This window comes from Streptomyces pratensis, assembly GCF_016804005.1.
In the GTDB taxonomy this organism is placed as follows: domain Bacteria; phylum Actinomycetota; class Actinomycetes; order Streptomycetales; family Streptomycetaceae; genus Streptomyces; species Streptomyces pratensis_A.
In genome coordinates, this window is sequence record NZ_CP051486.1 from 2,693,968 (window position 1) to 2,714,518 (window position 20,551).

The window sequence follows — 20,551 nt, forward strand, 5'->3', positions numbered from 1 at the left end:
CATGTTCGCCACAGGCCGTCTGGCCAAGAAGCTCTCCCGACCGGGCATCGCACTCCGCGCCCTCCCGGTCACCTCCCGCGTCGCCCTCGGCGTGCTGATCGTCGTCGTCCTCGGCGCCGTACTCGCTCCCCTCCTCACCCAGGACCCGCTCACCACCGGCACCCCGGTCCAGGCTCCGGGCGGAGACCACTGGTTCGGCACCGACCGGGCGGGACGCGACGTCCTCGCCCGTGTGGTGCACGGCTCGCGCTACTCGCTGGTGATCGGCCTCGGCGCGACCGCCGTGGCCCTCGTCGCCGGAGCCGTCCTCGGCTCGCTCGCCGCCACCTCGCGCAGACTCGGCGACGAATCCGTCATGCGCACCCTCGACATCGTCATGTCATTCCCGCCGATCGCGCTCGCGGCCGTCCTCGTCGCCGTGTTCGGCACCAGCGTCCCCGTGATCATCTTCACCATCGCCTTCGTCTACACCCCTTCCCTCGCCCGCGTCGTACGCGCCAACGTCCTCGCCCAGTACGGGGAGGACTACGTCGCCGCCGAGAAGGTCATCGGGGCCCGGCGCGGCTACATCGTGCTCCGCCACGTCGCCGTCAACTGCATGGCCCCGGTCATGGTGTTCGCGACCGTCATGGTCGCCGAGGCCATCATCTTCGAGGCCAGCCTCTCCTTCATCGGGGCCGGTGTGCAGGACCCCGACCCCAGCTGGGGCAGCGTCCTCGCCTATGGGCGGCAGATCCTCCTCGCCGGCGGATGGTGGGCCACCTTCTTCCCCGGCCTCGCCCTGCTGATCACCGTCCTCGCGCTCAACATCCTCTCCGAGGGCCTCACCGACGCCTCCGCCGCACCCAGCGGCGCCGTCGCCGCCGGCCCCGTCGCCACCACCGCACCGGACCCGGTCGAGGCCGCCTCGACCGTCGACATCGACGCCGCCCTCGCCGAGCTGGCCCGGCACATCGAGACCACCGGACCCGCCGTCACCCCGGTACGGGAGGACGCCGCAGAACTCCTCGTCGTACGCGACCTGGCCATCCGCTTCCCCGACCGTTACGGCGACATCCCCGTCGTCGACAAGCTGAATTTCACCGTCCACGAGGGCGAGACCCTCGGCCTGGTCGGCGAGTCAGGATGCGGCAAGTCGATCACCAGCCTCGCCGTGATGGGGCTCCTCGCCCGCAACGCAGAGGTCGAGGGCGAGATCCTCTACCGCGGCCGGGACCTGCTGAAGCTCTCCGCGAAGGAGCGCCGCGCCCTGATGGGCCCCGAGATCGCCATGGTCTACCAGGACGCGCTCTCCTCCCTCAACCCGTCCGTACTCGTCGGCACCCAGCTGCGGCAGCTGACCTCGCGCGGAGGTACGAAGACACCGGCCGAACTCCTCGGACTCGTCGGCCTCTCACCGGAACGCACCCTGCGCAGCTACCCGCACGAGCTCTCCGGCGGCCAGCGCCAGCGCGTCCTCATCGCCATGGCGCTGTCCCGCAGCCCCCGTCTCCTGATCGCCGACGAACCGACCACCGCCCTCGACGTCACGGTTCAGGCGCAGGTCGTCGAACTGCTCGTCGAGCTGCGCGACGAGCTCGGCTTCGCCATGGTGCTGGTCTCCCACGACCTGGCCCTGGTCGGCGACCTCGCGCACCGGGTCGCCGTGATGTACGCGGGCCGCCTGGCCGAGGCAGGCGACACCCGCTCCGTCCTCACCGACCCCGCCCACCACTACAGCCGGGGCCTTCTCGGGTCCGTCGTCTCCCTGGAGGCGGGGGCCGACCGGCTGCACCAGATCCGCGGAGTGGTTCCCGCCCCCCAGGGCTTCGGCGCGGGATGCCGGTTCGCCGGCCGCTGCGCCGCCGCCACCGACCTCTGTCACACGACGACCCCGGTGCTCGCCGGACGAGGCACCGCCGAGGACCACGGCTGCGCCTGCCACCACCCGGCGGCGGCCACCGCGAAGAAGCTCGAAGGGAGCGCCCTGTGATCAGGCTCGACGGCGTCCACGTACGCCACAAGGCACGCGGCGGAGCCCTCTTGGGCCGCGACGCCGTGCACGCGCTCACCGACGCCACCCTGGAGGTCGAACGCGGCGAGATCGTGGGCCTGGTGGGTGAGTCGGGCTGTGGCAAGTCCACGCTCGCCCGGGTGCTGACCGGACTGCAGAAGCCCACCGAGGGAAAGGTCCTCTTCCACGGCCGGGACCTCTGGGAGATGCGGGGCACCGAGCGGCGCAACGACTTCGGATCGGCTGTGGGCGTCGTCTTCCAGGACCCCTCCACCGCCCTCAACCCCCGCCTCCCGGTACGTCAGATCCTGCGCGACCCCCTGGACGTGCACAGGCGCGGCACCAGGGAGGTCCGCGAGGCGCGCGTCGAGGAGCTGCTCCACCTGGTGGGTCTGCCCGGCCACACGCTCGCCGCCCTGCCCGGACAGCTCTCCGGCGGCCAGCGTCAGCGCGTCGCGATCGCCCGCGCACTGGCTCTCGAACCCGAACTGATCGTCGCCGACGAACCGACCTCCGCGCTCGACGTCTCCGTACGCGCCCAGGTGCTCAACCTCCTCGTCGACCTCCGCGAACGCCTGGGACTCGGCATGGTGTTCATCTCGCACGACATCCAGACGGTGCGCTATCTCGCCGACCGCATCGCCGTGCTCTACCTCGGCCGCATCGTGGAGGAGGGCAGGGCCACCGATGTGGCGAAGACCCCCCGGCACCCCTACACGGAGGCGCTGCTCTCCGCCACACCCGGTCTGCTGGAGAAGACGGAGCGCATCGTGCTCACCGGCCCGGTGCCCTCCGCCACCAACCCGCCGCCCGGCTGCCCGTTCACCACCCGCTGCTGGAAAGCCGACGACGCCTGCGCCACGGCCTTCCCGGCGGGGACCTCAGGGCCCGGCGAACACCGCTGGCACTGCGTCCATCCCCAGCCCGTCACCTCGTCCCCGGCCGGGGACCCGGCCCCCGTAACGCCCGCAAGGAGCACCGCATGACCGCCCCCACCCCCTCGTACTCCGGAGTGATCCCGCCGGTCGTCACCCCGCTCACCACGGAAGGCGAGATCGACCGGGTCTCCCTGGAACGGGTCGTCGGCCATCTCCTCGACGGCGGAGTCGGCGGACTCTTCGCTCTCGGCAGCTCCGGCGAGACCGCCTACCTGACGGCCGCACAGCAGGACGAGGTCATCAAGGTGATCACCTCGGCCTCCGCGGGCCAGGTGCCGGTCCTCGTCGGCGCCATCGAGACCACCACCAACCGGGCGATCGAGCGGGCCCACGCCGCGGCCGGCCTCGGCGCCGACGCGGTCGTCGCCACCGCGCCCTTCTACACCCGCACCCATCCCACGGAGATCGACCGCCACTTCCGCGACATCGCGGCAGCCGTGGACCTTCCCCTCCTCGCGTACGACGTGCCCGTGTGCGTCCACAGCAAGCTCGACCCGGAGCTGCTGCTCCCGCTCGCCGCCGACGGGGTCCTCGCCGGTGTGAAGGACTCCAGCGGGGACGACGGATCGTTCCGCCGGCTCGCCATCGGAGCACGGGAGCTCCCCGGCTTCTCGGTCCTGACGGGCCACGAACTCGTGGTCGACGCGATGATGCTGAGCGGCGCGCACGGCTCGGTGCCCGGACTGGGCAATGTGGACCCGCACGGTTACGTACGGCTGCACCAGGCAGCCGTACGGGGGGACTGGGCATCCGCCACGGCCGAACAGGACCGTCTGGTCGCACTGTTCGACATCGTCGGGGCCGTTGCAGCCGGTACCGCCTCGGCGACGGCGGCCGGACTGGGCGCCTTCAAAACGGCACTCATGCTGCGCGGGGTCATCGCGACCAACGTGATGAGCCCGCCGATGCGCGGGCTGGACGCCGCCGAGACCACCGTGATCGCCGCGTACCTGGACCGGGCAGGCCTCTCCCGCGTCTGACACGCTTCCCGGCACACGCAGGAACGCCCCCGCAGCACCGGTGCTGCGGGGGCGTTCCTGCGTGTGTACCGGACTAGTTGCGCGAACCGCGGGTGCGGCGCATGAGAACCGCGCCTCCCAGCAGCAGCGCCGCACTCGCGCCCGCGGCCATACCGATCTCGCCCGCGCCGGTCGAGGCCAGCTGCGTGTCGGGCGTGTTCGGGCCGGGGTTGCCGGCCGGCGGCTCGTCCACGGGAGGCTTGGAGGTCGGCGGGGTGACCGTCGGCGGCTCCTCGGTGGGCGGCTCCTCGGTCGGCGGGGTGACCGTCGGCGGCTCCTCGGTCGGGGGCTGCACCGGCGGGTCCACCGGCGGGTTGCCGTGGTCGTAACCGCTGTCGTTGACACAGTCGTTGCCGAACACCGGGTTCAGCAGACCGACGACGTCGACGCTGTTGCCGCAGGCGTTCACGGGGACGTCCACCGGAACCTGGGCCAGGTTGCCGGAGAGGACACCGGGGGAGCCGACGGCCTTGCCGTCCGCGCTCGCGCCGGAGCCCTTGTGTCCCTGCGCCTCACCGTGCTCGTCGCCGTAGGCGTCACCGTGCTCGTCGCCGTGCCTGTCGGGCGAACTGACGTTCGCGCAGGCGTTGCCGAAGGCCGGGTTGAGCAGGGCGATCACGTTGACGGTGTTGCCGCAGACGTTGACCGGGACATGCACCGGGACCTGGACGGCGTTGCCGGAGCCGACACCGGGCGAGTTCGCGGCGACACCGTCGGCCGAGGCGTCGGCGTGCGCGTAGCCGCCCGCGGCGGTCAGGATGCCCGACGCCGCCGCCATGACGATCATGCTTTTATTCAGAACCTGTCGCATTACATGCCCTTCTCCGGTGAAATTCGCGTGGTCGGTGACCCTGATGGCGGTCATTCCATCGACGCGGACGACTGCATAACGACGCGACGGTTGCGGGGGAAACTTGGAGATCGGTGGAAATTGTGTAACCACCCGAAAGGGTCACGTACGGATGTTCGTTCAGCGGCGAAGTTTCGGCATTCGGGTGAACGGGGGGAACCAAACGCTCGGCGGCCAGTTGATCAGGGCGCTCCGCTGCGGGGCACTCGGTACGAGAAGGGTTTGTTCATCGTGATCAAGAAGGTTCTGGCTACGGGCGCCGTCGCCGCTTCCATCCTCGGTCTCTCGGCGACCAGCGCCATGGCGATCGGTGATGACACGGGCACGACGTCGATCAACGGCAACGGTGCCGAGGCCGAGTACGGCAACAGCAAGACCAAGGGTGACCAGAGCCCGCAGCTCAGCCTCGTGCAGGGCTCACTGAACAAGCCCTGCATCGCCCTGCCCGTGAAGGCCAACGCCGGTGCGCTCATCGGCATTCTGGCCGCAGTCGCGGTCCAGGACATCAATGTCCTGTCCAACCCGCAGAACCAGCAGTGCGCGGACAACTCCACCCAGGCCAAGGGCGACGAGCCGCTGTCGCACATCCTGTCGGACATTCCGGTCCTCTCCGGCAACGGTGCGGGTAACCGCTGACCGAGGCGCATCGACCGGCCCGGGCCGCCGACACTCCTCCATCGTGCGGCCCGGGCCTGAAGCATTCGGGCGGTTTTCCGGGAAACGGCTCCCATAGCGTTTCGATGTCGCCCGTGAATCGTTACCGATTACAGCTCCGGAGTCACGAGCGCATTCCTGAAAGTGCTCGTGCGGCACGAAAGACGTGTCGTTCAGGACTCCGCTGCAGAAAGGGAAGAAAGTGAAGTACACCAAGGTCGCCGCCGTCGCCGCCGGAACCCTGATGGCGCTGGGTGCCGCTGCCCCGGCCATGGCCGACGCCGGTGCCGGCGCCGTAGCCTCCCACTCCCCGGGTGTCCTGTCCGGCAACGTCGTGCAGGTTCCGATCAACATCCCGATCAACGTCTGCGGCAACACCATCAGTGTGATCGGTCTGCTCAACCCGGCGTTCGGCAACGCCTGCCTCAACCACTGAGCTCTTGCCGATCGAGCCGACGGCTCGTCATGAGAAGGCCCTGGAGTGCGTATGGCGCTCCGGGGCCTTCTTGTTCCGTGAGGGAATTTCCGGTCGTCCGTAGTTTCCCCGTGCACCGCTTGGTCGTTGTCCCTGTCAAAGGCGGCGGATGCCGCCGGAGAAGGGGTTTGGAAAAGTGAAATACGCGAAGACCGTTGCCCTCGTCGCAGGTTCCGTGGCCGCCCTCGGGGCGGCCGCTCCCGCCTTCGCCGCCACCCCCACGGCTCCCCGGATCAGCCTCACAGGCGGCGTGAACGAGCTGACCTCCACGGTGCCGACGATCCCCGATCAGGTGGTGAACCCCGTGGTGGACGAGGTCGGACGTACCGCCGAGAGGGCTCAGGAGGGCGACACCGTCAGCAAGTCGGCGGAGGCGGTCACCACCGTCGCCAGGACGGCGGGCCCGCTCATCGGAGGCCTGCCGCTGGGCGGCTGATCCGTAGCGGGAAGGCACCCCGCATCGCGTCGCACCATTTCGCGGGCCGGCGGCCGTCCGTTGCGCGTCGATTCCGGCCGGGGAAATCGTTCGAGTGAAATGGCGCAACCGAAACCGCCCTGGCGGAGTTGTTCAGAATGCTCCGGACAGGCGGGCAACAAGAGAAATTCAGAAGGGCACGTTCATGATGAAGAAGATTCTGGCGTCCGCGGCAGTCGCCGCCTCCGTCGCCGGCGTTTCCGCGGCTGCGGCCCCCTCGGCCATGGCGATCGGCAACGACACCGGCACGACGTCGGTCAACGGCAACGGCTCGGACCAGTACTACGGCAACAGCAGCACGCACGGTGACATGAGCCCGCAGATCGGTCTCATCCAGGGTTCGTTCAACAAGCCCTGCATCGCCCTGCCGGCGAAGGCCAACATCGGTTCGCTCCTCGGGCTCGTCCCGATCTCGGTCCAGGACATCAACGTCCTGTCCTCCCCGCAGAACCAGCAGTGCACGGAGAACTCCACGCAGGCCAAGGGTGACGAGGCGCTGTCGCACATCCTGAACGACATCCCGCTGCTCTCGGGCAACGGCGCGGGCAACAACTGACACCGCGCGACTCCGGCTCCCCCTGTGCCCATCCCGGCCAGGGTGCACCGTTTCCCGCCTCCCCGTAGTTCATGAAGGCGTGTGGGGCCGGTTCGACCGTGCCGCGACCGACCGACCGCCGGTCGGCCGCCCGGGCGGGCCGGCCCCACACGTCTGTCCGCGTGCGGTCCGAAGTCCGCCGGTCTGCACGTCGGGTAGCCCGATAGTGCGGAAATTGGGCCGGTTGCCCCGGTCGTGGGCGACTCCGGTCGCACGGCCGGGTAGGGGCGCCCCATGGACCCGTACGACAGTCGTCATGCGCCCGGCCGCGACCGGATGCCGGAGAGCTCCACACCCATCTACGACCGTCTGCTCGCCGAATGGGGCGACGCGGCACGGCGGGAGGCCGGACCGGGCCCGGCGGACACACCGTCAGGCCCTCCGGTGACCCGCAGGCCCGCGCGGTGCCGGGAGGGTGCCTTCGTTCCGGCCGCCCGCGCAGAGGGGGGCGGGAGGTAACGGTCACGTCGACGGGAAAAGGCATCCAACCCGTTCGGGTGGTGCAGCGGAACCAAATCCTCCGTTTCTGGTTAGCAGTACGTTCCACAACGGGACGCTCCGAAAGGTGAAGCGTGATGAAGAAGATGATGGCGGGCGCCGCTGTGGCAGTGTCGCTGATCGGCCTGTCGGCCGCCGCGGCCCCCTCGGCCATGGCGATCGGCAACGACGTCGGCACCACGACGGTCAACGGCAACGGTGCCGAGGCCGAGTACGGCAACAGCAAGACCAAGGGTGACCAGAGCCCGCAGCTCAGCCTGGTCCAGGGCTCGCTGAACAAGCCCTGCATCGCCCTGCCGGTCAAGGCCAACGTGGGCTCGCTGATCGGGATCATCCCGATCGCCGTCCAGGACGTCAACGTCCTGTCCAACCCGCAGAACCAGCAGTGCGCGGACAACTCCACGCAGGCCAAGGGTGACGAGCCGCTGTCGCACATCCTGAACGACATCCCGGTGCTCTCGGGCAACGGCGTCGGCAACAACTGACACCACTGAATGCGGGCGGTCCGGGCGTCATGCCTGAGGGCCGCCCGCATTCGGCTGTCGTGCCCCGCGCGTACACGGCGATGCCCACCACTCCACGGGGGGTGGTGGGCATCGCCGTGTACGCGCGGGAACGGGGGTCGGGTCAGCCCAGGCTGCGGACCGGCATGAGGCAGTGGGCGGAGGTGCTGATCACCTCGGGGTCACCCACGAAGGACAGCAGGAGATCCTCGCCGACCGGCTGTCCTGGGACGGCCGCGGGCCACGGTCGCGTGGCGAACATCCCGTGCACACTGCCCTCCGACCGTGCCACGTCCAGCCACTCACGCGGCACGGGGCACTGCGCGGTGAAGTGAGGCAGCGTCAGGACGGCCTGGCCGGCCTGGACGAGCAGCTTCACGGGGAGGTTCGGCAGATCCGAGGCGTCGAGCGTCTCGCCTCCCACTCGCAGGCCGCTGCGCTTCAGGGCCGTGCGCATGGCGCTCTCGCCGGTCTCCGGGCCGTCCGCGCCGTCGCCGAGCGAATAGGTGAGCAGGAAGGCGGTCTCACGCCCTGTTCCGGGATTCGACCCGCTCCAGCCGATCAGGACCTGCGTGCCCAACTGGGCAGGGGAGAAAGGGGCGGTGGCGGCATTGGATGAGGTCATGTCCGGCACACTAACGGGCCAAGACCGGTCGATGTGCATGCGTATCACCTGTTCGAGGTAGATTCCGCCGCGAACCCAGTGAAAGTAACGGTCATGTGGTCACGCGTGGAAAACCTGTTGACGCTCCCCGGCCACCCCGGGCTACTGTGTGCGCAGTTCGAGGAACCAGGAGGTGAGGACATTGATGACTGTCGTTGCGGTGGGCGCTGCCCACGACCCGAAGAGCATCGTTCCCACCCCTGTGGCCACCGGCTGACCTTGACCTTCTTCTGCCGCGCCTGAGCGCGCGGTGCCGGGGCCGCCCTTGTGAAGGGTTTCCCTTGTCTTTCTCCATCTCTCAGGCTTCCACCCCGTCGCACCCGCTGGCCCCGTACGGCTGGGACGACGCGTGGGCCGACACCTTCGCCCCGTACGCCGAGCAGGGACTCCTGCCGGGGCGTGTGGTGCGGGTGGACCGCGGTCAGTGCGACGTGGTCACTCCCCAGGGCGTCCTCAGGGCGGACACCGCGTTCGTGGTGCCCCGTGACCCGATGCGGATCGTCTGCACGGGTGACTGGGTGGCCGTCGACCCCGACGGCGACCCGCAGTTCGTCCGTACGCTCCTGCCCCGCCGGACCGCCTTCGTGCGCTCGACCTCCTCGCAGCGTTCCGAGGGCCAGGTCCTCGCCACCAACATCGACCACATCGTCATCTGTGTCTCGCTCGCCGTCGAGCTCGACCTCGGACGGCTGGAACGGTTCCTCGCACTGGCCATGTCCAGCACCACCGGTGCCGCCCTGCTCGGCGGCGCGACCCCGTCGTCGGGGTACGCGGCGCACGAGGCGCAACCGCTCGTGCTGCTCACCAAGGCCGATCTCGTACCGGACGTCACCACGCTGTCCCACCTCGTCGAGGACATCGAGGGCATCGCCCCAGGGGTGCAGGTGCTCCCTGTCAGCTCCGCCACGGGGGAGGGGGTCGACGTGTTCGGCGCGATCGTCGGCGGCGGTACGAGCGTGCTGCTCGGAACCTCCGGCGCCGGCAAGTCGACCCTCGCCAACACGCTGCTCGGCGAGGACGTGATGCACGTGCAGCAGGCGCGTGAGGTGGACGGCAAGGGCCGTCACACCACCACGACACGCAATCTCCTGGTGCTGCCGGGCGGCGGCGTCCTGATCGACACCCCCGGGCTGCGGGGGGTCGGTCTCTGGGACGCGGAGGCAGGGGTCGGCCAGGTCTTCTCGGAGATCGAGGACCTGGCGCGGCAGTGCCGCTTCCACGACTGCGCCCACGAGTCCGAGCCCGGATGCGCGGTGCTCGGCGCGATCGAGGACGGGACTCTGCCCGAACGGCGTCTCGACAGCTACCGCAAGCTGCTCCGGGAGAACCATCGCATCGCCGCGAAGACGGACGCCCGGCTGCGCAGCGAGACCCTGCGCGAGTGGAAGCGCAGGGGAGCGGAGGGCCGGGCGGCCATGGAGATGAAGCGGGGCAGGACGCGTTGACGGAGACGGCCGTGGGGTGTCCGGGCGGCCGCCCGGACACCCCACGGCCCTCAGCCCCAGACGACGGCTCCCAGCCACGCACCCACCGCCAGGAGGCAGCAGAAGAGCTCCACCAGCACCGAGTACCCCGTCGCCCGCATCACCGACCTGAGCGAGGTCCACCCGGCCGCCCGGCTGCCGAGGCGCAGGCGTTCGGCGCCGTAGACCGCGCCGACGTATCCCAGGATCCCGCCGACCACGGGGATCACGAAGAAGCCCGCGATCGCCGCGATCCCGCCGACCATGAGCGTCTTGCGCGGCGCCCCCGACTCACGCGGGCGCCGCGACGGCAGCAGCGCCTTCAAGGCCTGGTTCAGCAGCAGGAGGCACGTCGCACCGATCAGCACCCCCCAGGCGACCGGCGTCGTGTCGGTCAGCGCCCACCAAAGCACCGCGGCCCAGACGATCGCCTGCCCCGGCACCCCCGGCACCAGTACGCCGACCAGGCCGAGCAGCATCACCGCCCCGACGGCAACGAGCTGCCACACACTCATTCGACCAGCGTGCCGGAGTCCGCCGGGTCCCGCCCGTCAGCGCGGCTCCGTCCGGGGCGGTTGTCGCGGGCGTCAGCCGCCGGAGGGCAGGGGGCACCGGTGCGTTCAGCGTGGGGCGCGGGCCACCCAGCCCCGTTCGTACGCATGCCAGCCGAGCTGGAGCCGGGTGGTGACCCCGGTGAGCTCCATGAGCCCCTTCACACGTCGCTGGACCGTTCGCAGACCCAGGTCGAGCTGCTTCGCCACGCTCGCGTCCGTCAGACCGGCCAGCAGCAGCGAGAGGATCTCCAGATCGGTCGGGTCCGCACCGGGGCCGTTCTCCTCGGTGATCCCGTTCCCGCCGAGCCTCAACGGCATCGCGTCCCGCCACACCGCCTCGAAGAGGCCCATCAGGGACTCCAGCAGCCCGCTGGCGTGGATCACCAGCGCGGCCGGCTCGGCCCCCCGGCCGGTCAGCGGCACCATGGCCAGCGCGGCGTCGGCGACCACCAGCTTCGTCGGCACCCGGTCGACCACCCGGCACTGCTCGTCGCGGCTCAGTGCCGCCGACAGCTCCACGATCCCGGACGGCAGCGAGAGCACGTCGCGCTCGACGACCACGCGGTAGGACACGCCCCGCATCGCCGCCCGTTCCTCGGACTCGTTCTCCATCCCGGTGACCGCGATCGGCTTCCCCGTGACCAGGGCGCAGACCTCGGACGTGGCACCCAGCTGCAGTTGATGGAACCGGTGGGCGACCGCGCTGGCGCCCGTCACCACCTCCACCAGGTCGTGCACCGCGGGTTCGGCGGCCTCGGCCCTGTACTCCTCGGCGAGCAGGGCGGACGCGATCTCGGCCTGTTCGAGCTCATGGCGCTGCTGGGTCAGCAGCGCGCCCAGGGCGACGCCCGGCGGCGCCGCGACCCAGCGGTCCGCCCGTGACGAGGACTGGGCCACGAGCCCCTGCTGTTCCAGCCGCCGCAGCGCGCGCTCGGCGTCGGCCTCCGGAACGCACAGCCGGCGCGCGAGATCGGAGAGCTCCGCGGCGCCCGCCGCGACCAGTGCGCGGTAGGCCGCTTCCTGTCTCTCGTCGAGACCTATCGCTGACAGCATCCTCGGCCCTCCCCGGATCGGTACTCGCGCATTCCCGCGCTCGTCGGGCGGGGTGTGCCGTGGCGGAAAACGGCCACGGCGTAAACCCGCCCGGCCCATCATGCCCCGTAGCACCCGTCACTCTGACAATCTGGCGCCACCGCGGCGACGACCGCCCCGAGGGCGGCGGCGCCGACTCGTTGACCGGCCCGCCGGGCGACCTTCCCGTGGGGGGTGGGGACGTCCGGCGGGTCATCTGCCTTGCGGACGCAGATTCCGGGCCAGTTTTCCGGATGACCCGTTCTCGTACGCCCCGAGCGGTCGACACTATGGGCATGAGCCAGCAGGGGGAGAAGCCCGCCGCACACGAGGACGACTGGTGGCGCAGGCTGTACGACGAGGCCGCGCCGGACACCGGGCCGAGCGGCGCGGCCGACAGCCTCGACGCCCGCTTCGACTCCGCGTCCGACACCGTGGGCGACACCGGGGCGGCGCGGGCGGACGACGCGGTCACGGTGGTGCCACTGCCGCAACCCCGCCCGGCCGAAACGGAAGCGGAAGCGGGCGGGCCGCCGGAACCCCAAGCGCCGGAGCCGGAGCCGCACCCGCGCACCGCCACGGCCGGGCGCGCACCCTGGGAGGCTCCCGCCGGGCCCTCCCGGCCACAGACCTTCGCCGTACGGCCCCCGCCCCCCGGGCCGCCTGCCGCGGAGTCCTCGCCGGAGCCTCCACAGGCGCAGGCACCCGGGCCGGCACGTCCTGCCGTGGGACACATCGGGGACCGGCCCCCCACCTATGACTCCGAGCCGGCCGCACTGCCCGCGTCGGGCCCCGACGACCTCGACGACCTCCTCCCCGACACGGTCGTCGACGGCGCCCGGCACGGGGCGTACACCCTGCGGGCCGCATCCGTGCGCGGGGACTCGGCGCGCTTCCGCGGCGAACCCCGCCGTGACGCCCTCCTCACCGCACGCTTCGGTGACGGGGACAGCGCCCTGGTCCTGGTCGCGGTGGCCGGCGGCGGCCCCCGGGGGACGGGACAGTCCCGTCCCGCCGCGGCCGACGCCTGTCGCTGGATCGGCGGAGCCGTCGCCCGCAGCCATGCCCGGCTCTCCGACGACATAAGGGCGGGGCGCAGGGGCGACCTCAAGTCGGGGCTGCACCGCCTCACCGACCGTACCTACGGCAAGCTGCGTGCCCGCGCCGCCGAGCTCGGCCTCGAACCGTCCGCGTACACCGCCGGCCTGCGCTGTCTGCTGCTCTCCGCCGACCCGGAGTGCCGCATCCGGGTCTTCTTCGGCATCGGCCCGGGCGGCCTCTTCCGCCTCCGTGACGGAGCCTGGCAGGACCTCGATCCCGTCCTCCCCGCGACCGGCAACGCCGCGAGCGAGGAGGGGCCGGGCGGGGACCGGCTGACGATGGACCTGCACATCACCACACCCCCGTCCCCGTACGCCGGGAACCCACCGCCGTCGCCCGCCGAGCCTTTCCGCTTCCGCGCCTCCGTCGCCCGGCCCGGGGACACGCTGCTGCTCTGCGGTAACGGCCTGGCCGAACCGATGCGCGGTGAGCCGGCGCTCGCCCGGGAGCTCGCCCGGCGCTGGGCCGCCGACGGCCCGCCCGGGCTGCCCGCCTATCTGGCCGACACCCAGCTCAGGACCAAGGGGTACGCCGACGACCGTACGAGCGCCGCGGTCTGGGAGGCGTAACCGGGCACGCCGTGGGTTGATGGAGTCACGGACAGCCGGAGGCAGAGAGGGTGCGCACCCATGGCCAAGCAGAACGTGTCGGAACAGTTCGTCGACATCCTCGTGAGGGCGGGGGTCAAACGGCTGTACGGCGTCGTCGGTGACAGCCTCAACCCCGTGGTCGACGCCGTCCGGCGCAACTCCGCCATCGAGTGGATCCAGGTCAGGCACGAGGAGACCGCGGCCTTCGCCGCCGGTGCCGAGGCCCAGATCACCGGCACGCTCGCCGCCTGCGCCGGGTCGTGCGGGCCGGGCAATCTCCACCTCATCAACGGCCTGTACGACGCCCACCGCTCCATGGCCCCGGTGCTCGCCCTCGCCTCGCACATCCCGTCGAGCGAGATCGGCCTCGGATACTTCCAGGCGACCCACCCGGAGCTGCTCTTCCAGGAGTGCAGCCACTACAACGAGATGATCTCCAACCCGCAGCAGATGCCGAGGCTGCTCCAGACGGCGATCCAGCACGCGATCGGCCGCGGCGGCGTCAGCGTCGTCTCGATGCCCGGCGACATCGCCTCGCAGCCGGCCCCCGAGAAGTCGATCGAGCACGCCCTGGTCACTTCGCGGCCCTCCGTGAGGCCCGGTGACGAGGAGATCGAGAAGCTCTGCAGAATGATCGACGAGGCCAAACGGGTGACGCTGTTCTGCGGCAGCGGGACGGCCGGCGCGCACGCCGAGGTCATGGAGTTCGCCGAGCGGGTGAAGGCACCGGTCGGCCACGCGCTGCGCGGCAAGGAATGGATCCAGTACGACAACCCGTACGACGTGGGCATGAGCGGGCTCCTCGGCTACGGCGCGGCGTACGAGGCCACCAACGAGTGCGACCTGCTGATCCTGCTGGGCACCGACTTCCCGTACAACGCGTTCCTGCCGACCGACGTAAAGATCGTCCAGGTCGACGTGCGCCCCGAGCACCTCGGCCGGCGCTCCAAGCTCGACCTCGCGGTCTGGGGCGATGTGCGCGAGACGCTGCGCTCCCTGACCCCGCGGGTGAAGGTCAAGACCGACCGCAACTTCCTCGACCGCATGCTGAAGAAGCACACCGACGCGCTCGAGGGCGTCGTCAAGGCCTACACCCGCAAGGTCGAGAAGCACGTCCCGATCCATCCGGAGTACGTCGCCTCCGTCCTGGACGAACTCGCCGACGAGGACGCGGTGTTCACCGTCGACACCGGCATGTGCAACGTGTGGGCGGCCCGCTACCTCACCCCCAACGGCAGGCGCAGGGTGATCGGGTCGTTCAGCCACGGCTCGATGGCGAACGCGCTGCCGCAGGCGATCGGCGCCCAGTTCACCGACCGGAACCGGCAGGTCGTGTCGATGTCCGGCGACGGCGGGTTCACCATGCTGATGGGCGACTTCCTCACGCTCGTCCAGTACAACCTGCCGGTGAAGGTCGTCCTGTTCAACAACTCCTCGCTCGGCATGGTCGAGCTGGAGATGCTGGTGGCGGGGCTGCCCTCGTTCGGTACGACCAACAAGAATCCCGACTTCGCGGCGATCGCCCGCGCCGCGGGCGCCTACGGGGTGCGGGTGGAGAAGCCCAAGCAGCTGGAGGGCGCGCTCAAGGACGCCTTCAAGCACAAGGGGCCCGCACTCGTCGACGTGGTCACGGACCCGAACGCCCTCTCCATCCCGCCGAAGATCAGTGCCGACATGGTCACCGGCTTCGCGCTGTCCGCGAGCAAGATCGTCCTGGACGGCGGGGTCGGCAGGATGCTCCAGATGGCCCGCTCCAACCTCCGCAACGTGCCGCGGCCGTGAGCCAGGGGCAGGGGGCACCTCCGCCCCCTGCCCGGCAGGCGGGTCTGCCCGGGGACGGCCCGGAACGTGTCTGCCGGGCAAGCGCGCCTGCCCGGCGACGGGCAAGCGTGACCGCCCGGGAAACATGTCCGCCGGACAAGCGTGTCCGCCCGGCGACGACGAACGCGCCTGAACGGGAATCCGGACCGCGTCCGGGATCGGCAGGGGTCCGGACGGGCATGCGAGGCCGTCTCGACAGGGGTCCGGACGGGCGCGTGAGGCCGTCTCGATAATGTGAGGGCATGCGACTGATCCCCCACACCGGCGCCCCCTCGGCGCCTGCCGCCGGTGGTCCGGTGGTCGCGTGGTGACCAGGGAGACCCGCACCGTGCCGGCGCAGGACCCGGGGGCGGTACGGGCGCCGTTCGGCATACACGGCTACGAAGAGGTCGTGGCCCGTGACACCAGTTGGAACGCCCATGCCCACCCCTGGGACGAACTGCTCTGGAACGAGCAGGGCGCCTCCGTGGCCGTGGTGGGCGCGCGGGCGTGGACGGTCACCCCGACCCTGGGCCTGTGGATGCCGGCAGGCACCATGCATTCCGGCTCGGCGGTGGCCGGGACGTGGTTCCGGGCCACCTTCTTCGGCCGCGCCACCACGCCTTCGCTGTCCGACGTGCCCGTGGCCGTCGAGGTCACGCCGCTGCTCCGCCTGCTGCTGGAAAGGCTCGGCGACGCCGCGCTCACGCCCGCCTCCCGGGCGGCCACCGAGGCGATGGTGCTCGACGTGCTCACTCCGTCGACCAGGGAACTGCTGGTCCACGTCCCGACTTCCCCGCTGCTGCGCCCCATCGCCGACGCCGTTCGCGAGAACCCGGGCGACCGGCGGACCCTGTCCCAGTGGTCGGCCGAGCTGGGTGTGAGCACCCGTACGGTCACCCGCGCCTTCAACGCCGAGACCGGCACCAGTTTCGCGCGCTGGGTGGCCGGTGTCCGGGCGCAGCACGCCGTCGAACTCCTCAGCCGTGGCTGGGAGGTCGAGGCCGTCGCCGACGAGGTCGGCTACCGCTCCGCGAGTGCCTTCGGCGCGGCTTTCCGGCGTACGACAGGGCTGACGCCAGGGGCGTTCCGGGCGCGCTGAACCCGGGGACACGACTGCGGACCGCCGGGCGAGATACGGCCATGCTGTCCCGATCGCTACAAGCCCTGTCTGAAAGGGTCGATTGCGACAACTGTGGGTCTTCCATAAGGTCAAAGGAAAGCCAAGCCTTACCTAAGTTTCTTGCGCGCCCCGGTACACCGCTCCACGCCCCGGTCCCGCTCGACGCGGACGGGTAAGGCCGGCACAGCTCATCCTTGAACTGGAGTACGGATCCATGCGTTCACACCCTCTTCGCGCAGTCGCCGTCGCGGCAGCCCTGCTGGTGGGCCTCACAGCCTGCGGCGGCGAGTCCGAGTCCGGGAAGGGCGAGAGCGGCGAGGCCGGTTCGGGAGCGTTCCCGATGACGATCGAGCACGCGCTGGGCAAGACCACCATCCCGTCCGAGCCCAAGCGTGTGGCCACCGTCAACTGGGCCAACCACGAGGTGCCGCTGGCACTCGGCGTCGTCCCCGTCGGCATGGCCGCCGCGAACTTCGGTGACGACGACGGCGACGGAGTCCTGCCCTGGGTCGAGGACAAGCTGAAGGAGCTGGACGCCAAGACCCCGGTCCTCTTCGACGAGACCGACGGCATCGACTTCGAAGCGGTGGCGGACACGAAGCCGGACGTCATCCTCGCCTCGTACTCCGGGCTTACGCAGCAGGACTACGACACGCTCAGCGACATCGCCCCTGTAGTCGCCTTCCCGAAGGCCGCCTGGGCCACTCCGTGGCGCGAGATCATCCGGATGAACAGCAAGGCGATCGGGCTCGGCGAGGAAGGCGACAAGCTGATCGGCGAGGTCGAGGGCGACATCAAGGAGACCGTCGCCAAGCACCCCGAGCTGAAGGGGAAGTCGGCGATGTTCATGACGCACGTCGACCCCAACGACGTGAGCGAGGTCGGCTTCTACACGGCGAACGACACCCGCACCCTGTTCTTCGAGGACCTCGGCCTGAAGATCCCGGGCAGCATCGCCGAGGCGTCCAAGGGCACGGACAAGTTCGCGCTGTCCAAGAGCGCGGAGCAGATCGACGCGTTCGACGACGTCGACATCATCACCGGTTACGGCGACGACAAGGGCGAACTGCTCGAAACCCTGAAGAAGGACCCGCTGCTCTCGAAGATTCCCGCCGTCCAGCGCGGATCCGTCTACCTCCTGCCGGGCAGCGCCCCGCTGGCCACCGCCGCGAACCCCACGCCGCTGTCGATCTCCTGGGTGCTGGAGGACTACGTGGCCGAGCTCGCCAAGGCCGCGGACAAGGTCAAGTGACGACGGCCGACACCCGACACCTGCCGGACGCCGCCGTGGTGCGGCGTCCGGCGCGTGTCCGGCTCCTGTGGCTCCTGCTCACCCTGCTTGCGCTCGCGGCGGTGGCGGTGCTCTCGGTCGCCGTCGGCTCGCGCACCGTCGCGTGGGCCGACGTCTGGAGCGCGCTCGGAGGCGCGGACGGGACGCTGGAACAGGCGGCCGTCACCAAGCGGATCCCGCGTACCCTGCTCGCGGTGGTGATCGGTGCGGCGCTCGGCCTGGCCGGCGGTGTCATGCAGGGCGTGACCCGCAATCCCCTGGCCGACCCGGGCATCCTCGGCGTCAACATGGGCGCTTCACTGGCCGTGGTCACGGGAGTCGCGTTCTTCGGACTCACGTCGCCCACCGGGTACGTGTGGGTCGCCATGGCCGGAGCGGCGCTATCGGCCGTGTTCGTCTACACCGTCGGCTCCCTGGGGCGCGGTGGCGCCACCCCGCTCAAGCTCGCCCTCGCGGGCGCCGCCACCTCAGCCGCCTTCGCCTCACTGGTCACCGCGGTCGTCCTGCCCCGCAACGACATCTCGGGATCCTTCCGGCTCTGGCAGATCGGCGGCGTCGGCGGCGCGTCCTACGAACGCATCGGCCATGTGCTGCCCTTCCTCGGCGTCGGCCTGGTGATCTGCCTGCTCTCCGCACGGGCGTTGAACTCGCTCGCCCTGGGCGACGAAGTCGCCGCCGGACTCGGCGAACGGGTCGCCCTCGTCCGCGCCACGGCGGCCGTCGGAGCCGTCGTCCTGTGCGGCGCCGCGACGGCGGCCGCCGGACCGATCGGCTTCGTCGGACTCGTCGTCCCGCACGCCTGCCGGCTGATGGCGGGCGTCGACCACCGCTGGCTGCTGCCCTTCTCCGCCGTCACCGGTGCCGTGCTCCTGACAGCGGCCGACGTCGTCGGACGGATCGTGGCACGGCCCTCGGAAGTCGACGTCGGCATCGTCACGGCGCTGATCGGCGCCCCGTTCTTCATCTACACCGTCCGCCGTCAGAAAGTGCGTGCCCTGTGAGCGCCCCAGCCGTGCCCCGGCCGTCCGTCCTTCAAGAGGTCACCCGGGGACGCGTCAGGAACGCCTCCCGGCGACGCCTCATCGCGCTGGTGCTCGCCGTGCTCGTCATCGTCGCGTTCGCCGTGACGCTGATGGCCGGGCAGACCTTCTACCCTCCCCGTGACGTGATCGGAGTCGTCCTCGGGGAGCAGGTGCCGGGAGCGTCGTTCACCGTCGGGAGGCTGCGGCTGCCACGCGCCGTGCTCGCGGTGACGGCCGGGTTCAGCTTCGGCATGGCCGGCGTCACCTTCCAGACGATGCTGCGCAACCCGCTCGCCAGCCCCGACGTCATCGGCATCAGCGCGGGGGCGAGTGCCGCCGCGGCCATCGCGATCGTGACTCTGTCGCTCGACGAGACCCAGGTGTCGGTGCTCGCGATCGTCGCCGCCCTCGTCGTGGCCCTGCTCGTGTACACCCTGGCGTTCCGTGACGGGGTCGTCGGCACACGCCTCATCCTGATCGGCATCGGGATCTCGGCGATGCTCGACAGCATCACCTCCTACGTGCTGTCCCGGGCCGCCGAGTGGGATCTCCAGGAGGCCACGCGCTGGCTGACCGGCAGTCTGAACGGCGTGAGCTGGGACCAGGCCGTACCCGCCCTGGCAGCCCTGGTCGTGCTGGCCCCCGTCCTGCTGACGCAGGGCCGCAACCTGTCCGCCCTGCGGCTCGGTGACGACACCGCCTCGGCCCTCGGGGTCCGCGTCGAGCGCACCCGGATCACCCTCATCCTCGCCGCCGTCGGCCTGATCGCCTTCGCGACTGCCGCCGCCGGCCCCATCGCCTTCGTGGCGTTCCTGTCCGGTCCGATCGCGGCCCGGCTGGTCGGGGCGGGGGGTTCCCTCCTGGTGCCCGCCGGGCTGGTCGGCGCGCTCCTGGTGCTCGTCGCCGACTTCACCGGTCAGTTCGCCTTTGATACGCGTTACCCGGTCGGTGTCGTCACCGGTGTGCTCGGCGCGCCGTACCTCGTCTACCTGATCGTCCGCACCCACCGGGCCGGAGGCTCGATATGACCACGTCCCACACGCTCACCGCCGAGGCGCTGACGCTCGGCTACGGCGACCGCGTCGTCGTCGACTCACTCGACCTGACGGTGCCTCCCGGCAAGGTCACGGTCATCGTCGGGGCGAACGCCTGCGGGAAGTCGACGCTGCTGCGCTCGATGTCCAGGCTGCTGGCGCCCCGCGGGGGCCGGGTACTCCTGGACGGCAGGCGGGTCCACCGCATGCCGGCCAAGGAACTCGCTCGCACACTGGGCCTGTTGCCGCAGTCACCGATCGCGCCCGAAGGCATCACGGTGCTGGACCTGGTGGGCCGTGGGCGCCACCCCCATCAGGGTGTGCTCACCCGGTGGAGTGAGAAGGACGACGCCGCTGTGGCGTCCGCCCTGGAGGCCACGCAGACGGCGGAGCTCGCCGACCGCACCGTGGACGAGCTGTCCGGCGGGCAGCGCCAACGGGTCTGGATCGCCATGGCGTTGGCGCAGCAGACCGATCTGCTGCTGCTGGACGAGCCCACGACGTTCCTCGACGCCAGTCATCAGATCGAGGTGCTCGACCTGCTGACCGACCTGAACCGGACGCGGGGCACGACCGTCGTGATGGTCCTGCACGACCTCAATCTGGCAGCGAGGTACGCGGATCACCTCATCGCGATCGCGGCGGGGAGCATCCATGCCGCCGGCTCCCCGGCAGAGGTTCTGACCGAGGGGACGGTCGAGACGGTGTTCGGTCTCCGGAGCCGCATCATCGAGGACCCGGTCTCCGGGAGGCCCTTGATGCTCCCCATCGGCCGGCACCACGTCCGGGCGGAGACCGCTCCTGCGGCCGTGGAGGTGCGGGGCTGACACGTGTGCCG

Annotated in this window: 20 protein-coding genes; 16 read left to right on the plus strand and 4 right to left on the minus strand. The window is 70.7% G+C overall.

Going from position 1 to position 20,551, the window contains the following annotated elements; all coding sequences use genetic code 11:
- Window position 1 precedes the first annotated feature (1 nt).
- Genes HED23_RS11590 through HED23_RS11600 form a run of 3 tightly spaced genes read left to right on the plus strand, consistent with a single transcriptional unit; the run spans window position 2 to window position 3,911 of the window.
- Complete coding sequence (locus HED23_RS11590; RefSeq protein WP_203183313.1) at window positions 2-1,972, plus strand: dipeptide/oligopeptide/nickel ABC transporter permease/ATP-binding protein; 1,971 nt, start codon at window positions 2-4, stop codon at window positions 1,970-1,972.
- On the plus strand, window positions 1,969-2,979 hold the full coding sequence (locus tag HED23_RS11595) for an oligopeptide/dipeptide ABC transporter ATP-binding protein (protein WP_203183314.1): 1,011 nt from the start codon (window positions 1,969-1,971) through the stop codon (window positions 2,977-2,979). Before HED23_RS11590 ends, HED23_RS11595 begins: the two co-directional genes overlap by 4 nt.
- Window positions 2,976-3,911: a dihydrodipicolinate synthase family protein gene (locus tag HED23_RS11600; RefSeq protein ID WP_203183315.1), complete on the plus strand. Its 936-nt coding sequence runs from the start codon at window positions 2,976-2,978 to the stop codon at window positions 3,909-3,911. The genes HED23_RS11595 and HED23_RS11600 overlap by 4 nt, the downstream gene beginning before the upstream one ends.
- Before the next feature lie 73 nt (window positions 3,912-3,984).
- Here HED23_RS11600 and HED23_RS11605 read toward each other — a convergent pair whose 3' ends face one another.
- Entirely contained in the window at window positions 3,985-4,761 is a 777-nt protein-coding gene (locus tag HED23_RS11605; RefSeq protein WP_203183316.1) for a chaplin, read from the minus strand.
- A 270-nt stretch (window positions 4,762-5,031) separates the two neighbouring features.
- Between HED23_RS11605 and HED23_RS11610 the strand changes: the two genes are divergently transcribed.
- From HED23_RS11610 to HED23_RS11630, 5 genes are all read left to right on the plus strand, one after another.
- Window positions 5,032-5,436: a rodlin gene (locus tag HED23_RS11610; RefSeq protein ID WP_203183317.1), complete on the plus strand. Its 405-nt coding sequence runs from the start codon at window positions 5,032-5,034 to the stop codon at window positions 5,434-5,436.
- 220 nt (window positions 5,437-5,656) lie between these two features.
- Window positions 5,657-5,890: a chaplin gene (locus tag HED23_RS11615; RefSeq protein WP_203183318.1), complete on the plus strand. Its 234-nt coding sequence runs from the start codon at window positions 5,657-5,659 to the stop codon at window positions 5,888-5,890.
- Between the two features lie 175 nt (window positions 5,891-6,065).
- The gene (locus HED23_RS11620) at window positions 6,066-6,365 is read left to right on the plus strand and encodes a hypothetical protein (protein WP_203183319.1); all 300 of its coding nucleotides are present in this window, start codon (window positions 6,066-6,068) and stop codon (window positions 6,363-6,365) included.
- Between the two features lie 184 nt (window positions 6,366-6,549).
- Window positions 6,550-6,960: a rodlin gene (locus HED23_RS11625; protein ID WP_203183320.1), complete on the plus strand. Its 411-nt coding sequence runs from the start codon at window positions 6,550-6,552 to the stop codon at window positions 6,958-6,960.
- Between the two features lie 614 nt (window positions 6,961-7,574).
- Window positions 7,575-7,982, plus strand: a complete 408-nt coding sequence (locus HED23_RS11630; RefSeq protein ID WP_203183321.1) for a rodlin — start codon at window positions 7,575-7,577, stop codon at window positions 7,980-7,982.
- A gap of 142 nt (window positions 7,983-8,124) precedes the next feature.
- Here HED23_RS11630 and HED23_RS11635 read toward each other — a convergent pair whose 3' ends face one another.
- Window positions 8,125-8,625, minus strand: coding sequence for a DUF5949 family protein (locus HED23_RS11635; protein ID WP_203183322.1), 501 nt, complete (start codon window positions 8,623-8,625; stop codon window positions 8,125-8,127).
- 320 nt (window positions 8,626-8,945) lie between these two features.
- Between HED23_RS11635 and rsgA the strand changes: the two genes are divergently transcribed.
- A complete protein-coding gene (gene rsgA, locus HED23_RS11640; RefSeq protein ID WP_203183323.1) occupies window positions 8,946-10,109 on the plus strand; it encodes a ribosome small subunit-dependent GTPase A in 1,164 nt (387 codons plus the stop codon).
- Window positions 10,110-10,159: 50 nt separating this feature from the next.
- Here rsgA and HED23_RS11645 read toward each other — a convergent pair whose 3' ends face one another.
- Both HED23_RS11645 and HED23_RS11650 read right to left on the minus strand, forming a co-directional pair.
- Window positions 10,160-10,642 carry a DUF456 domain-containing protein gene (locus HED23_RS11645; protein WP_203183324.1) on the minus strand — a complete coding sequence of 161 codons (483 nt, stop codon included), beginning with the start codon at window positions 10,640-10,642 and terminating at the stop codon, window positions 10,160-10,162.
- 105 nt (window positions 10,643-10,747) lie between these two features.
- Window positions 10,748-11,734 (minus strand): helix-turn-helix transcriptional regulator, encoded by a 987-nt coding sequence (locus tag HED23_RS11650; RefSeq protein WP_203183325.1) that lies wholly within the window; start codon window positions 11,732-11,734, stop codon window positions 10,748-10,750.
- Window positions 11,735-12,048: 314 nt separating this feature from the next.
- On the opposite strand from HED23_RS11650, the gene HED23_RS11655 reads away from it, so the two are divergent.
- The 7 genes from HED23_RS11655 (at window position 12,049) to HED23_RS11685 (ending at window position 20,540) form a co-directional block, all read left to right on the plus strand.
- Window positions 12,049-13,422, plus strand: coding sequence for a protein phosphatase 2C domain-containing protein (locus tag HED23_RS11655; RefSeq protein ID WP_203183326.1), 1,374 nt, complete (start codon window positions 12,049-12,051; stop codon window positions 13,420-13,422).
- 60 nt (window positions 13,423-13,482) lie between these two features.
- Complete coding sequence (locus tag HED23_RS11660) at window positions 13,483-15,225, plus strand: pyruvate dehydrogenase (protein ID WP_203183327.1); 1,743 nt, start codon at window positions 13,483-13,485, stop codon at window positions 15,223-15,225.
- 346 nt (window positions 15,226-15,571) lie between these two features.
- Window positions 15,572-16,345: a helix-turn-helix domain-containing protein gene (locus HED23_RS11665; protein ID WP_203187445.1), complete on the plus strand. Its 774-nt coding sequence runs from the start codon at window positions 15,572-15,574 to the stop codon at window positions 16,343-16,345.
- A gap of 235 nt (window positions 16,346-16,580) precedes the next feature.
- Window positions 16,581-17,618, plus strand: a complete 1,038-nt coding sequence (locus HED23_RS11670; protein WP_203183328.1) for an iron-siderophore ABC transporter substrate-binding protein — start codon at window positions 16,581-16,583, stop codon at window positions 17,616-17,618.
- The gene (locus tag HED23_RS11675; RefSeq protein ID WP_203183329.1) at window positions 17,615-18,658 is read left to right on the plus strand and encodes a FecCD family ABC transporter permease; all 1,044 of its coding nucleotides are present in this window, start codon (window positions 17,615-17,617) and stop codon (window positions 18,656-18,658) included. The genes HED23_RS11670 and HED23_RS11675 overlap by 4 nt, the downstream gene beginning before the upstream one ends.
- The gene (locus tag HED23_RS11680) at window positions 18,655-19,707 is read left to right on the plus strand and encodes a FecCD family ABC transporter permease (RefSeq protein ID WP_203183330.1); all 1,053 of its coding nucleotides are present in this window, start codon (window positions 18,655-18,657) and stop codon (window positions 19,705-19,707) included. The genes HED23_RS11675 and HED23_RS11680 overlap by 4 nt, the downstream gene beginning before the upstream one ends.
- Complete coding sequence (locus HED23_RS11685) at window positions 19,704-20,540, plus strand: ABC transporter ATP-binding protein (protein WP_203183331.1); 837 nt, start codon at window positions 19,704-19,706, stop codon at window positions 20,538-20,540. Before HED23_RS11680 ends, HED23_RS11685 begins: the two co-directional genes overlap by 4 nt.
- Window positions 20,541-20,551 lie beyond the last annotated feature (11 nt).